The sequence below is a fragment of the Paenibacillus sp. SAFN-054 genome, from assembly GCF_051966755.1.
Lineage (GTDB): Bacteria > Bacillota > Bacilli > Paenibacillales > Paenibacillaceae > Paenibacillus_AQ.
This window is the reverse complement of the sequence record NZ_JBQCKS010000001.1, coordinates 780,833-795,286: the sequence shown is the minus strand read 5'-3', so window position 1 is coordinate 795,286 and position 14,454 is coordinate 780,833. Positions and strand designations below refer to the sequence as shown.

11 protein-coding genes are annotated in these 14,454 nt (G+C 51.5%); 2 read left to right on the top strand and 9 right to left on the bottom strand.

From position 1 onward, the window contains the following. Nucleotides 1-199 precede the first annotated feature (199 nt). Entirely contained in the window at nt 200-1,036 is an 837-nt protein-coding gene (locus ACTHPM_RS03810; protein ID WP_440393847.1) for a YitT family protein, read from the bottom strand. Nucleotides 1,037-2,101: 1,065 nt separating this feature from the next. Then, nucleotides 2,102-2,956 (bottom strand): L,D-transpeptidase family protein, encoded by an 855-nt coding sequence (locus ACTHPM_RS03805; RefSeq protein ID WP_440393846.1) that lies wholly within the window; start codon nt 2,954-2,956, stop codon nt 2,102-2,104. 261 nt (nt 2,957-3,217) lie between these two features. Between ACTHPM_RS03805 and ACTHPM_RS03800 the strand changes: the two genes are divergently transcribed. Continuing rightward, nucleotides 3,218-4,264: a permease gene (locus ACTHPM_RS03800; protein WP_440393845.1), complete on the top strand. Its 1,047-nt coding sequence runs from the start codon at nt 3,218-3,220 to the stop codon at nt 4,262-4,264. Between the two features lie 97 nt (nt 4,265-4,361). Here ACTHPM_RS03800 and ACTHPM_RS03795 read toward each other — a convergent pair whose 3' ends face one another. Further along, nucleotides 4,362-5,939, bottom strand: coding sequence for an MDR family MFS transporter (locus ACTHPM_RS03795; RefSeq protein ID WP_440393844.1), 1,578 nt, complete (start codon nt 5,937-5,939; stop codon nt 4,362-4,364). A gap of 80 nt (nt 5,940-6,019) precedes the next feature. Then, nucleotides 6,020-6,946 carry a helix-turn-helix transcriptional regulator gene (locus ACTHPM_RS03790; protein ID WP_440393843.1) on the bottom strand — a complete coding sequence of 309 codons (927 nt, stop codon included), beginning with the start codon at nt 6,944-6,946 and terminating at the stop codon, nt 6,020-6,022. Between the two features lie 256 nt (nt 6,947-7,202). Here ACTHPM_RS03790 and ACTHPM_RS03785 point away from each other — a divergent pair, with 256 nt between their 5' ends. Next, a complete protein-coding gene (locus ACTHPM_RS03785) occupies nt 7,203-7,727 on the top strand; it encodes a hypothetical protein (protein WP_440393842.1) in 525 nt (174 codons plus the stop codon). A 146-nt stretch (nt 7,728-7,873) separates the two neighbouring features. Here the strand turns inward: ACTHPM_RS03785 and ACTHPM_RS03780 are convergent, their stop codons facing one another. From ACTHPM_RS03780 to ACTHPM_RS03760, 5 genes are all read right to left on the bottom strand, one after another. Further along, nucleotides 7,874-10,099, bottom strand: coding sequence for a DEAD/DEAH box helicase (locus ACTHPM_RS03780; RefSeq protein WP_440393841.1), 2,226 nt, complete (start codon nt 10,097-10,099; stop codon nt 7,874-7,876). After that, on the bottom strand, nt 10,096-11,421 hold the full coding sequence (locus ACTHPM_RS03775) for an ATP-binding protein (RefSeq protein ID WP_440395341.1): 1,326 nt from the start codon (nt 11,419-11,421) through the stop codon (nt 10,096-10,098). Before ACTHPM_RS03775 ends, ACTHPM_RS03780 begins: the two co-directional genes overlap by 4 nt. 5 nt (nt 11,422-11,426) lie before the next feature. Further along, nucleotides 11,427-12,983: a TerB N-terminal domain-containing protein gene (locus tag ACTHPM_RS03770; protein ID WP_440393840.1), complete on the bottom strand. Its 1,557-nt coding sequence runs from the start codon at nt 12,981-12,983 to the stop codon at nt 11,427-11,429. A 238-nt stretch (nt 12,984-13,221) separates the two neighbouring features. After that, entirely contained in the window at nt 13,222-13,734 is a 513-nt protein-coding gene (locus tag ACTHPM_RS03765) for a GNAT family N-acetyltransferase (protein WP_440393839.1), read from the bottom strand. 42 nt (nt 13,735-13,776) lie between these two features. Next, a complete protein-coding gene (locus ACTHPM_RS03760; RefSeq protein ID WP_440393838.1) occupies nt 13,777-14,448 on the bottom strand; it encodes a hypothetical protein in 672 nt (223 codons plus the stop codon). Nucleotides 14,449-14,454: the final 6 nt, after the last annotated feature.

The following is a 14,454-nucleotide window of genomic DNA, read 5'->3' as shown; positions in this document are numbered from 1 at the left end:
CCATAATTCCAAATCATGATCCTCTTTCTATTGTAGGTGCGTTCCATCGCTGATGGCAATGCTTGACCGCAGGTTGACGGGCCGGCGGCACGCGGATAAATATCCGCAGAACGAAATTTCCGCCGGAACGCCAAAAAAGCCCGGTGGAAATCGGGCTTTTTTTTGTGGTTGATCGTATTTCACTTTGCCAAATCAATGACTATTTTGCCAAATCAATAAATCCTTCGCCAAACACATCCCTGACATCGTGAATCGTAATGAACGCGTCCTTGTCCACGGATTTCACGATTTTTTTAAGGAAAGGGACTTCCTGCTTGTTTATGACGACGTACAGGACTTCTTTTGGCGATTTCGTATAATAGCCGTATCCAGGGAAGACGGTGACCCCGCGTTCCATCTTCATGTTGATTTCTTGCGCGATGTGGTCATATTCCTTGGAAATGATCGTCACCGCCTTGCGGGGGTTCAAGCCTTCAATGATAAATTCCATCACCTTCGTGCCGACAAACAGCATGACGATGGTCAGCATCAGGCTCTGGGCACCAATAATGAAGAACGATGAGAAGGCCACGATCAAATCGAAGAACAGCAGCGCATAACTGATATTCCAGTCCCAATATTTATGGGCGATTCGCGCCAGAATGACGCTTCCTGCCGTGGTGCCCCCTGCGCGCACGATCAGGCCGATTCCCACGCCGGCGAACACGCCGCCGAATACGGCGTTCAGAAGCAGCTCATTCGATGCAATCGTCCAGTCCTCCGTTAAATGAAGGAAGAGAGAATTGAATACGATAGCGATCACCGTGTACCAAGTCGTCTGCTTGTCCAGAAATTTATATCCAATGAGGAGCAGGATTGCGTTCAGAATCAGGTTTACGAGACCGGGCGACCATTTGAAAAGATAATAAAGAATGATGGTGACTCCCGTGACGCCGCCCTCCGCCAAATCATGCGGAATGACGAACAGGTTGATGTCGAGCGCGAAAATAAACGACCCGAGAATAAGGAACATAATGTCTGTCATTTTTCTGTTCATGGGATGCCTCTCTAAGCGGTTAATTGATCTATGGTAAAGTGACGCAACCCTCATATTTTATAGGGAATATTCACGGTTCGTCAATACTCGATCATAGCCTATGCCGTGCCGCGGCGCACCATGTACTCGATTATTCGCATACATTAGGCTCGGGTGCGGCGCACCATGTACTCGATTTTTCGCATACATTGGGCTCGGTTGCTGCCTGCGGCGCATTATATACTCGATTTTCCGCATACATTTGGCTCGGTTGCTGTCCGCGGCGCACCATGTACTCGATTATTCGCATACATTCGCCACGATTGCTGCCCGCGGCGCATCATGTACTCTATTATTCGCATACATTGGGCTCGGTTGCTGCCTGCGGCGCATTATGTACTCGATTTTTCGCATACATTGGGCTCGGTTGCTGCCTGCGGCGCATCATATACTCGATTTTTCGCATACATTCGCCTCGGTTGCTGCCTGCGGCGCAACATGTACTCAATTTTTCGCATACATTTGGCTCGGTTACTGCCTGCGGCGCATTATATACTCGATTTTTCGCATACATTGGGCTCGGTTACTGCCTGTGCCGCATCATATACTCGATTTTCCGCATACATTAGGGTCGGTTGCTGTCCGCGGCGCATCATATACTCGATTTTTCGCATACATTGGGCTCGGTTGCAGCCTGCGACGCATCATGTACTCGATTTTCCGCATACATTGGGCTCGATTGCTGCCCGCGGCGCATCATATACTCGATTTCTCGCATACATTCGCCTCGGTTGCAGCCTGCGGCGCATCATGTACTCGATTTTTCGCATACATTCGCCTCGATTGCTGCCTGTGGCGCACCATGTAATCGATTTTCAGCATACATTGGGCTCGGTTACTGCCTGCGGCGCATCATGTACTCGATTTTTCGCATACATTCGCCTCGATTGCTGCCCGCGGCGCATCATGTACTCTATTTTTCGCATACATCTACCTCCGTACCATACACTCCCCACAATATGCATCATCCATCCAAAACCCACAAAAAGCAGAAAAAAATCCGCGTCGCCGCGGATCATTGGAGGTTCAATGTGATTTTGGAGAAGTAATAGACACCGTATTCGAAGCCCCATCCCACTGCACGCCGTATCCCGATAACTCCGAGAAATTTCTCAGCGGCAGCATCAGGGAGTTATCCCGCATGCGGGAAGCCGTGATCTTTACGGTCTTGCCGTTCACGACGGCCTGGCTGGATAACGCTTTATGGACAATCGTCCGATTGCCGATCTTGATGGTGGCCGTTTGATTCTGTCCGTTCCACTGCACCTCCCCGCCCAACAATTCGATGCCTGCCCGCAATGGGATATATATCCGGGATTGATACAGAATGATATCGTTTCGCATTGCCGCTTCCTTCTTGTCGATCAGCAGCCTCCCTTCAAATATTTGTTCTCCGACGCGGTAGCCGGATTTTTGCGCAATGTCTTCGAATGAAAGCTTAGATGATGTAATGATGGCCTTCGTATGAAGCTGTATTTTTGGAAAAAGCCAATGAATGTCATCGTTATACATACGGATGCAGCCGGCACTGACATATTTGCCAATGGAGTTTTTGTTGCTGTTTCCATGGATGGCATATGTCGTTCCTTTCGTTCCGTTGACGTCCAACCCGATCCAGCGGTCGCCGAGCGGGTTTCTTGGATCTCCTCCCGGGATTTTTTCTTTGTAATACGGACGGTTTTTGATCTTGTTGACGATATCAAACGTGCCTTCCGGCGTGAGTGATGGCGTTTTGCCGGTGGCGACTGGAAATTCCCTGATCAGGGATCCATTCTGAAAAAAAGCCAGTTTATTCGTTTTTTTGTTGACGATAATGAGATCGCTGCCCGCACGTTGTGTGTCCGCATGCACAGGCGTGGGGATGATCCAGCCCAATAGCATAATGAGTAGCATTGCTGCGAATGGGCGAAGACGAGTACGCAGAGTGTGTGAGCCTCCTTTCTTTTCCGGTTAATATCCATTATATGGGAGCCCCTGTGTGTCCTATCACTCATTCATCTGTTTTGATGAGGATTTGTTATGAAAAAGGAAAAATAATGAAAACAAAATGTAACTTCCATATTGAAAATGGATATTTTCTTGTTATTTTTCAAAGAGAGGACTAAAATAAATACTTGTTCGTTTCATCAAGGAGGAAAAAACATGTCACCTATCAGTTCAACGCCCCGCCGTCCTTCTGCTAAAAAATCCATGTGGATGGCACTCGTATTCGTCATTATTGCGGTCATCGGCTTGCTGTACGTGAAGTGGTGGCCCTATTACCATAAAGCCTTTACGGCAGCGTCCAAGCACTCCATCGGATCGTCGATCCTGGGCATGGACCAGAGTGGACCTTCCTGGCATGCCGCATATGAATACGCCCGAGCTTATTTCAAATCAGTATGGAAAGCGGCGGTTCTCGGCATTGTGCTCGGTTCATTGGTACAGGTGCTGCTGCCCGTCAACTGGCTGTACCGGAAGCTTGGCAAAGCAGGCTTTAAAAGCACCCTCATCGGAGGTGTGTCTGCACTGCCTGGCATGATGTGCACCTGCTGCGCCGCGCCCATTGCAAGCGGTCTGCGCAAACGCAACGTTTCGATCGGGGCTGCGCTGGCTTTTTGGCTCGGCAATCCGCTGCTTAATCCGGCGACGCTGATCTTCATGGCATTCGTCCTTTCCTGGAAGTTCACGCTCTTGCGGATCGTCTTCGGACTGGTACTCACCTTTGGAGTCAGCTACTTTGCGAACCGGTTCGCCGGAAAAGCCGAGGTCCCGGCATCCGTAACCACCGTTCCGGAAGAGCAGACAGAGCAAGGCTCTTTCCTGATCCGCTGGATGAAAAGCCTGGGCACCATGATTCTCAGCGTTGTCCCCGCATATCTGATCGCCGTTCTGCTGCTTGGGGCCTTCCAATCGACCATGTTCCCCGTATGGGTGAGCGGCGGCATTGCAGCCATCATCGTCTTTGCGATCGTCGGCACCTTGTTCGTCATTCCGACGGCAGCTGAAATTCCGATTATCCAATCCTTTCTGACGCTGGGCATTGGGACCGGTCCGGCTGTGGCGTTACTCGTAACGCTTCCTGCGGTCAGCCTTCCATCCGTCCTGATTGTCGGCAGAGCCTTTCCCAAAAAAGTGCTGGCCTTCGTCGTCGGTGGCGTCGCCCTCGCAGGGATCGTCAGCGGATTGATCGGGGCATGGATTTTATAAAAAAGATTCCCATACCAAAAGCATCTGCGGCAGAAGCTGCAGATGCTTTTTTTTGGTACAAACGATCCCGTCGACGATTTAGCTTGACTCGATCCGGTCAGGGTTGAACAGGTGAGTAATCACCTACCCTTGATTGGGCGCCGGAAGGATCGGCTCCCTCAAGCGGATCGCTCTCCTCCGCGGTCGCATCCAGCTTCGACCTGCCCATGAACAAGGATGCACCCAATGCCAGCAGCACCGGAAGGATCGCCCAAGTGAATGTTTGTGCTATGGAAGAAGAGAGGGCGCCGGTTATGCCGGTCAGCACCTCCTCCGGAATGGATCCGCGAGTCTGCTCGGATAACAGAATGTGCGGATCTTCCATTTGCAAAGCCTGAGGCACTTCCCCTCTGCTGCTGAAAATCCCGTTCATCTGACCTGAAAACGCGTGATTCTGAATCATGCCGAACATCGTAATGCCAAGCGTCATCCCGAGCGAGCGCAGGAAATTGAAGGTGGAGCTCGCCGTTCCCCGCTGCCGGTAAGACAACCCATGAATACACGCATTGCCGAGTACCGAGAAGGATGCTCCAATTCCGAGTCCGACCAGAATCATATACATCGTCACGGTGAACCGGGAAGAATCCGGGTTTAGTGTCGTAAGGAGCAGGATCCCAATCGTCATTACGAGCAAGGAACTGCTCATGATCGACCGGTATGAATACCGGTTCATCATGCTTCCTCCCAGCGTTGCGGTGACGACTGAGGCAAACATCATCGGAAGCAGAACCATCCCCGAGTTTGTAGCCGAGCCGCCCAGAACGCCTTGGACATAAATCGGAATGTAAACCGATGCTGCGATAAATGCGGCTCCGCTGAACAGGCCGATGATCACGCTTGTGGAATAGACCCGGTTTTTGAATAATTGGAACGTAATGATCGGCTCCTTAGCCTTGGTCTCAAGGTATAGGAACGCTGCGGTCAGCAGCGTGAAGCCGCCAAACAGGCTAAGTATTTCGGCTGAATTCCAGGCTAACTGCTTACCGCCTAATTCGAGCGCAAACATCAGACACACGACCGCTCCGAGCAGCGTAACCGCCCCGGCCCAGTCGATCGGCTGTTTGGAATGCTCATGAGATTCCTTGTAACAAGCCGCGATCATACACAGCGCCACGAGGCCGAGCGGCAGGTTGATGTAGAATATCCACTGCCAGGCGATGTAGTCTGTTATATAAGCTCCCAAAAGCGGTCCGAAAATACTGGAGATACCGAACACCGCACCGAACAATCCGCCCAGCTTTCCTCTTTTCTCAAGCGGAACCGTATCAAACATGATGGTAAAGGCAATCGGAACCAATGCCCCGCCGCCGATCCCCTGGACCGCCCGGTACACCGCCAGTTGTGTGATCGATTGTGCCGTTCCGCACAAGGCCGATCCGATCATAAACAGAATGATCCCGAATATGAAAAATCTTTTTCTTCCGTACATATCGGACAGCTTGCCGAAGATCGGCATGCCTGCCATCTCCGCGACCATGTAAGCCGAGGTGACCCAGACGAATTTGTCCATTCCGCCAATTTCGCCTACAATGCTGCCCATGGCCGTCGCGACGATCGAATTATCCATGGACGCCATCAGGATGCCTAATAATAGCGCCGAGATCACGATCGCCAGCCTGCTTTTTTGCTCCATCATTCCAATACCTCACTCCTATTCTCATCATCCATATCTTTGACCTGTGAATATCATAAAAAAAGAAGTATGACAGCTGACTGTCATACTTCGCGATATTTCTCCAGTGTTTTTTTAATGATGCCCCGGATTTCTTTTCTAAGTGCCGTCGGTTCCTGGATCTCAGCCCCGTCTCCAAAGCTGAGCATGATTGGTAAAAGCCACTTCATGCGGTCCATGTGCTGATTCCTCAAAATAATGGTGAGCGAACCATCGGCGTTAAACTGCCTTTCCATCCCCGCAAAAAAGTCCAACGCTCTTGCCATACACTCGGATGAAAATTTCAACACAATGTCGCAGCCGGAATCCCCGCCTCCCTCGTTCGTCGTTCTGTTAGAACCCCTTGCAACCTTCGGTTCGTGATGCTGCAGAAAATGCTCCCCGGTAACCACGAGGGACATGATTCTCGGGAGCTTGAATTCCCGGTATCCGTTTCTTAATCGGCAATACGCGTACAAATACCATGTGTCATATTTATACTGCAAATTCACCGGCTCGGCGAACCGCTTCGCATGTTCCCCTTTCGCGCTTACATAATCGAACTCCAGAACCTTTTTGCTGGATATCGCATCCTTGATCATGCGGAGCGATTCGTTATAGGGCCGCCAGCTGCCGATATCGAGAGACATGGCAGAAGCTTGCGAATCTTTGTTTACGGTTTGCAGCTTATGTATTGTTTCCTCGGCTTTCTCATCCTCAAAAATCGTTGACATACTGCGGAGCAGGGTCACGATGGCATTCACGTCATGCGCTCCGAGTAAGCTTTTATCCATTTTATACTCTTCCATAATGCCGTAGCCCCCATTCACCCCCTGATAAGAGACGACCGGGATACCCGCGGCACAAATGGCGTCTATATCGCGATAAATCGTCCGCTGCGACACCTGATATTTCTCGGCCAGCGCCGATGCTGACAAAATTTCGTTGTTCAACAGCATATAAATCATGGAAATCAGGCGTTCAAGCTTCATGAATTCCCTCCTCTCGCGAATCGATACGGTAACGCTAAATGTTAGGATATGTACTATATTCACTTTTTTCACTGCGAGCGTCAATAGGGTAAGTTATCGGGATAAATGAAAATAAAGAAATATCGCGAAAGCGATTCTGATGTATGTTCCAAACCGTTATTCCAAAAGGCGATTGGCGGACAGTTGGAGTTGTTGTAAAATTTAGTAAATTCAAACAAGGAGGGAAATGATGAGAACCGCTTGCGCACTTCTGATCTTGTTCATCGTTGCATTGGCAGGCTGCAGCAGCGAAAAGGATGAAAAGAAGTACACCGTGGAAGATTTCGGCATCGTCAGCAAGACGGACGGAAGAAAGCTGTATTATGGAATGAAGCAGGCGGACGCAGAGGCGATATTGGGTAAGGTTAAAGAACAATCGGGAAACGGTGAAATGGAATATCATTTTAGTGTTCGTGCATCTTATCGGGACGGCAAGCTTGTGTACCTTAGGTTGGGAGCAGAAGCAAAGGACCACTATAAAACCGCCTTGAATGCTGAAATCGGCATGAGGAAAGACCAGTTTGAGAGCATTTATGGAGATATTCATATGCCCACCTCCCCGGATGCACCATTAACCTATGTATTTGACATGACAAAGCGGGTGTTACTGAGTAACAACGCTCCCAAAAGTGATAAAGCCGCAAAAAACCTTCTGCTCTTCCACGCCATGGAGTATGATGGAATCGTCGATACGATTGCGATCATTGATAGTTATTCAACGTCTCACAGTATGAAGGAGTAGGGCTGCAAGTGCCGCTTGGATTGAAGCGAGTGCCGATTTGCGGCCAAAACGACATTGTACAGATAAAAAAACGGAAGATCCAGTTCCCCGGATCTTCCGTATGCGTGTATGGCATTTCCTTAGAAAATGCCGATGCCTTTCCAAGCTTAGGCCGAACCTTGAGAGCCAGGTTCCCCCAATGCCTCACGCAATCCTCGCTTGAGTCCGTTGACATCCAATCCATCCACTGCAAAAGCTTGCCGAACCAGCTCGGGAGAAACGAATTCATCATATTTTCCAAGGTAAGGAGCCTCATCGGGTCCAAGAAGCACTGAAGGATCGGTGCATGCTGCGATTTCCTTCATGATTTGCTCCAGCAGAACCTGACTGTCGGCTTTTCCGGCAACGACAAAATAATAGGGCTCCATGGGCACGATGGAACGGAGGGATAGCCGCTGTGACAAGTTGTTCTTCAACAAACGTTCGAGTGTCCGAAACGGCTTGCTTCCCACCCACGGTAAAATAAACATGGAATCGCCTCCGGCAGGGATCACGACCGATTTCAGAAGCCCGCTCTCTCTTGCCAGCCTGCGTGCCCGCTCCAGACGGTTCACCGCTTGCGGAGACAGATAAGCATACAGGGTGCTATCAGCGAGCACTTCGCGCATTTTCCTTACGACTAAGGAATGGATGTCGCCGCCTGCCCCAAGCCATAGCGTGTCGACTTTTCCCAGGGCTGCTTTTACATAGACGGCTTTATGCTTCGTATCTACTTCCGTTACCTTCCACAGCTTTCCCGCCAGAGAGAAGCAGTAACCCGGTGGCGGCACGGTCGTGATCGATCCAATTTCCTCCGAGCCGTTATAGACGGCATGTTCTTCATCATCCTTGAACACAGCGTAGAAGCGAAAATTGTTCACGATTTTCTCGCCCGTGAGGCCGATGATCAGGCTCTCCTGTTCGGTCCACTCCATATGGTCGGTTTGGAGCAGATAATTCAGAAACACTTTATAGGTGTCTGGAGAGATCTCGCTGAACGAAGGCAGTGACAGCACATCGGCCGCCAGCTCCGCAGGCGTAGCCTCTCCGCGGCTCTTCAGTATGCTCATCGTCTGATGATACAGAAGGCCGATCGGCATCTTTCGGATATCGAGCGGTTCAACCCAGCGGTCCTTGACGTACAGCTCGATGACGGCAATCGCCCGCAGCAGCGTCCATGGCATCCGTGCAGGCAGCATCGCATCCTCGTCTTCCTCTTCGGGACAGACGAACAGCATCTCGGATGGCGCATCGTTCCTTCTGCCCGATCGTCCCAGCCGCTGTACGAAGCTGGATGCGCTGTAAGGAGCTCCAAGCTGCACGACCCGTTCCAGTTCGCCGAGATCGATCCCGAGCTCAAGCGTCAGCGTAGCCGCAGCGACTGCTGGCCCGGGGCCGCTCTTCAGCGCTGCCTCCGCTTCTTCGCGCAGCATCGCCGAGATGCTGCCGTGATGCACATGGAACACATCCGGCTGATGGCGGTGCGCTGCCACCCTGCGCAGCTCCAGCGTGGTCAGCTCTGCGTCGGAGCGGCTGTTGGTAAACACCAGCGCCTTCTTCAGATGCGTGCTGTCATAGACAAAATTGTAGTAAGCCTTGCGCGCATTGGCCAGATGCTCCGCCTGCTCTTCGTCGCGCGCATCCGGAAATGAGAAATGCTCGACGCGCAGCCTCAGCTTGCGGCCGCCCGGCACGGCTACCGCATCGACAGGCTTCGCGCTGCCGGCGCCAAGCCAGGCTTTGGCCGCATCATAGTCGCTCAGCGTCGCAGACAAGCCGACTCGTCGCGGTGAGCAGCCTGTCATTGTCTCGATGCGCGCCATTTGGCTCAGTACCTGAATTCCCCGGTCCGCGCCCATGAAGGCATGGACTTCATCAATGATGATATACCGGAGATCATGGAACAAGGCCGGAATCGCATTCGGACGATTCATCAGCAGTCCTTCCAGCGATTCGGGGGTAATTTGCAGCACGCCGGACGGATTGCGCATGAGCTTGCTCTTTTCCGACTGCGAAACATCCCCATGCCAATGCCATACCGGGATATTGCCGTCCCGCAGCAGTTCCTTGATCCGTTCGAATTGGTCATTAATGAGCGCCTTCAGCGGTCCGATATACAGGATGCCGACGGATGCGGATGGACGTTCATGCAGCTCGGTCAGGGCAGGGAAAAACGCCGCCTCTGTTTTTCCCGAAGCGGTACCCGCGGCGATCAGCATGTGGTGGGGAGAATCCATGCAAATCTTAAGGGCTTCAACCTGCGCCGGACGGAGCGAATCCCAGCGCTTCCGGTAGATGAATTCCTGTATAAAAGGAGCCAAACGATAAAAAATCTGATTGTCGCTGCTGCTCATAGCTCGAATTCCGCCAAAAAGTCATCCAGATCATCCTTTTCCTGGTCCGCGGCAGCCGGTGCTGCCATGCGCTCTCCCAGCAGCTTGCCGAAGGATGCCTCCGGATTCTGATGAAGCGTGTGGAGCAAATCCATAAAGTCGCGCACCACCTCGCGCGGTGTAAGCAGCTCGTCCGCCCCCATTCGCCCGACAGCCGATTCCATGAACTGAATCAAATCCTCATCGGTTAGCGATGGCGCATATCCGAAATGAAGCGCATGGATGTGCAGCAGCTTCTGCAGCAGAATCAGAATTTCTTCATGGGACAGCATATCCAGCTTCAGAATCGGACCCGTATAGTTGCGGTATCCCTGTCCGGCATACCGGCCTTCAACGAGCCGGGATCTCAAGGCTTCATAGCTGAACAAGCCGCGGCGCTCGTCCTCCACGAACTGCGGGGTCCCGCCCATGAATATCCCGAGATGTTCGGCTTTGCCCTGCATCGTATCATTGAACATCGTCAGCAGTTTCTCATAATTGCTCGTGCGCGATACGCTGTTTGATATTTTGTATAAATTGACGCCTTCGTCAATAAAAAGCAGCAGCCCTTTGTAGCCGATCTTCGCCATGAATTCCGACCACAGCTTCATATAGTCGTACCAGTTGTCGTCATCGATGATCACGCCGACGTCCAGTTCTTTTCTGGCCTCGGTCTTATTCGGGAATTCGCCGCGCAGCCAGCGCAGCGCCGCCTGCTTCTGATCATCCTCCCCAAGCTTGTAGCCATTCCAGTAAGCAGCAAGCACCCGCGCAAAATCAAAACCGTGCACCAGACTTTGCATCGCGGACGTCACTTCGAAAATGCGCTTCTCCACTTCGCCGGTCAGCGCCGGATCGCCGGCACGCAGCCCGCTGTCCCTCATTGCCTCCTGCTGGATTCCGGAAATCCATTTTTGCAGGACGGCCTCGAGCGCACCTCCGTCCGGACGCGTTCGCGTGGACAGATGGGTCATCAATTCGCGGTAGGTAGCGAGTCCCTGTCCTTTCGTACCCACCAGCCTTCTTTCAGGCGAGAGGTCCGCATCTGCCGTGACGAAATCGCGGTCGAGCGCATAATTGCGGATCGTTTGCAGGAGAAAGCTTTTCCCGCTGCCGTACCGCCCCGTAATCAGCTTCATGGCCGCGCCGCCCTCAGCGATATTGTCCATATCCCGCAAAATGGCCTCAACCTCCGGCTTTCTTCCCACGGCGATATGCTCAAGTCCGATTCGCGGTACGACACCTGCTGTCAATGAATTGACCAGCGCTGTCGTCAAGCGTTTTGGTATTTTCACTTCTGCCAAAGCTCTCACCTCTTCCAAGATTCAAAAACATGCTCATAATCTTCCGATATACTTTCACCGTCAATCACCAGATCGCCGATCGTATCCATCGCAATGGAGTTAATTTCATCCAGCAGCAGGGCTGGCATCGTTCCGTATTTATCGGCAATCTGTTGAAGCTCATAAAGTGCTGCACGTGATATCAACGCCTGCAGTACTTCCAGATGCACGGGTTCCAGCTGCTCCGCAAACTCGGTCCATTCCGGCTCTACCTGTTCCGTATCCCATACGCCGATCATCGGTCCCTCCGACGAAGGATGGTAAGGCACCGTCCGCTGCTCTTCCGGCGGCTCATTCTCGTGGAACGGTACCAAGATAGCTGAGTCCGAGCTGCCCTCAGCCGCAGCAGGAGGATCACTGTCCAATGCAGCCGGGTCTGTCTCGTCATTCCATCCCTCAACAGTCAGCATGCTCCGCACCTCCTCGCTCTCCTGCTGCAGCGCAGCGAGCCGCCCCGGATCAATGGAGATGCCAGGTGCCGCAGGCTGTTCGGGTTTAAATTCCTTCGTCAAATACTTCTGGATCAGCGTTTCCGTCTCGCTTAACAGCGTAACTCCCCGCAGCCGTCCTTTGAATTGCGTAAGCTCTCTCAGCTTATTCTCTGTGCACCGGAGCAGCTGCGTGATGTAGTAGCGAAGGGGCGGACATTTGCGCAGCGGCGCGATATGCAGCGTAAACGTCTTGCCGTACAAAGAGGCATCATAGAGGGCGTTCCGGAACAAGTAGCGGTCGACCTTTCGACCTTGTCCCTTATAGAAAGTGTAGATCAGCTTCTTACCTGTGGTCCGCTGCATATACGAATCGACGAGCGCAATCACGTTGGGAGTGAATTTCTCCATCAGGTCACGGCCGCCTTCCGCATAGAACTTGCTTCGCTCCGCATCGTAATCCGATAGCGTCAAAATATCATCCAAGATAAGCGAAGACGGCTCTTCCGTGAACCTTCTCTCCAGCTCCAGATCGAACAGCTCGCCCGTCTTTGCGGCCTGGGACCGGGAGAGTATGTCCATATAAGGAATATCCAGCTGATGAACAAGTGCGAAATCGCAGACCCAATCCGCCAAGTACCCGTTCAGTTTGGGGTATCTTTTGGCGTAAGCATTCCACAGCCTTATCATCATTTCGTAGCCATCCCAGGGCTGGTCCCAGCCGACGCCGTGAATCAGTTCATAGAGATAGACGAATATGTAGGATAAATCCGTAAACAAATATTGATCCTCACGCACTTCGGTTCTCCAGTACAAATACCAGCTGAGCTGCTCTTCATTCATCTGGTCATACGTCGGCCAATAACTCATAAAAGGCACAAAAGGCACCTGTTCTCCAGTCCGGTTCGCAAATACCTTCGCCTGCTGGACGAAAAGTTGTTCTCTCGGCAGCGCCTTGACATAAGGAATCGGAGCTTCCTTGGGATGCTCCTTCCGCTCGGGAATCGTCATGCCCTGAAGCTTGCCTTCCCCCTGCTCCGGATCGCCCGTTAAATCGATCTCCGCAAAATCAAGCGGTTTTTTATCAAAGTCCATGGTACCGCACATCACCATTTCATAGAATATTTGTTCTGTTTTTTCATTATAATACAAATCGGCTGGCGGCGAAATTTATTCCGCTAGTTCCTGTTGGGTAAAATAAATAAGCCGCAATAGGGCGGCTTTTGTTTATTGTTGCGGAAGCTTTACGCTAAAACCTAAAGCGAGGCGCCAAATTGTTCAGCATCTGATTATCAAAACAAAAACCACTCCCGCAGAGTGGTTTTTATTGCGCCTAGCGGTACTTATAAAAATACACGAGTCCTTTCTGGAGCTCTTGTTCTCGCATGAATCCCAGCTTCTCCAACAGACGGAGCGACTTGCTGTTTTCCGGTTCAACGGTCGCATCGATCACATCAAGTTTCATTGTCTCAAAACCAAAGCCTAGGGCCGCATTCACCGCTTCCGACATGTAGCCTTTCCCCCAGAATTTCTTGGCAAGGTCAAAGCCGATCTCTGCGCTCCATCGTTCGTCCGCATTCCTTATATAATGAAACCCGCAGGTTCCCATGAACGACTGGGATACTTGATCATAGATCCCCCAGCGGCAGCCCGTATCTTCCAAATGGTAACGTATAATCTCTCTAGCTTCTTCGAGGCTCGTGATGGGTTCAATATCCATAAACCGCGTTATATCTTCGTCGGCGAAATGCCAAAGGACCTCCTCCGCATCCTGAAGAGCCAAAAGTTTCAGCTGCAGACGTTCCGTCGTTAGCTCAGGATATTCGAATGATTTTGCTGTTGTCATATCGCCTTGGCATCTCCTTTAATTTCAGAATCCATATCCGCCCTATTTTAGGTACTGTCCGATGCTTCGGGGGATCTTGCGAATCTCGTCGTCATAGAAAACAAAGCTGCTGCCGTCATCCGCCAAAACGCGGGATAAAGCATAGGGGTGATTACCGTAAAAAACAGCGTCATAGTAGGTCAAAATGACATTTGGCCCGGGCTGATACGCCGCGTCCTTCTCACCTTGTTCCAATAGCCGGATACAATCCTTAAGTTCTTCTCCAGTCAACTCCCTTAATCGCTCCCGTTTGGGGTACCGTTTGTATATTTCGATGCGGTTCACGCTCTTTAAATCCAGCTGGGCAGCCAATGAATCAAAGTCGAAATGATCTGCAGCATATAACTTGAAGCCGCTCACCTCTGCCGGGTCCTTTACCGCAATCACCTTGTGATCGGTTTGACTCTTTAAACCGTAAATGGCTGTTCCTGCGGGCAAATATGCCGCATCGCCTTCTTTTGGCTGGTATCCAGTATTCCGGATATTCTCGAACACTTCAAAGGTCGTCATGCCTATGGGCGAATCCGTCGAAATTTTAGAAGGATCTGCAAGGATCGTACCCTGCGGCACGCGGGTGTATGTGGTCTCATTCAGCATGACAAAATCGACCCAGTCGGTCGTCAGCTGAAATTGTGTTTTATCGTTGTCGCACGCTGTTACAAGTAACATAGCCATGAAGCA

Excerpts from the sequence above, each read along its gene's own strand:
- ACTHPM_RS03810 (WP_440393847.1), bottom strand. The coding sequence starts at position 1,036 with ATGAACAGAAAAATGACAGACATTATGTTCCTTATTCTCGGGTCGTTT.
- ACTHPM_RS03805 (WP_440393846.1), bottom strand. The coding sequence starts at position 2,956 with ATGCTATTGGGCTGGATCATCCCCACGCCTGTGCATGCGGACACACAA.
- ACTHPM_RS03800 (WP_440393845.1), top strand. The coding sequence starts at position 3,218 with ATGTCACCTATCAGTTCAACGCCCCGCCGTCCTTCTGCTAAAAAATCC.
- ACTHPM_RS03795 (WP_440393844.1), bottom strand. The coding sequence starts at position 5,939 with ATGATGGAGCAAAAAAGCAGGCTGGCGATCGTGATCTCGGCGCTATTA.
- ACTHPM_RS03790 (WP_440393843.1), bottom strand. The coding sequence starts at position 6,946 with ATGAAGCTTGAACGCCTGATTTCCATGATTTATATGCTGTTGAACAAC.
- ACTHPM_RS03780 (WP_440393841.1), bottom strand. The coding sequence starts at position 10,099 with ATGAGCAGCAGCGACAATCAGATTTTTTATCGTTTGGCTCCTTTTATA.
- ACTHPM_RS03770 (WP_440393840.1), bottom strand. The coding sequence starts at position 12,983 with ATGGACTTTGATAAAAAACCGCTTGATTTTGCGGAGATCGATTTAACG.
- ACTHPM_RS03765 (WP_440393839.1), bottom strand. The coding sequence starts at position 13,734 with ATGACAACAGCAAAATCATTCGAATATCCTGAGCTAACGACGGAACGT.
- ACTHPM_RS03760 (WP_440393838.1), bottom strand. The coding sequence starts at position 14,448 with ATGGCTATGTTACTTGTAACAGCGTGCGACAACGATAAAACACAATTT.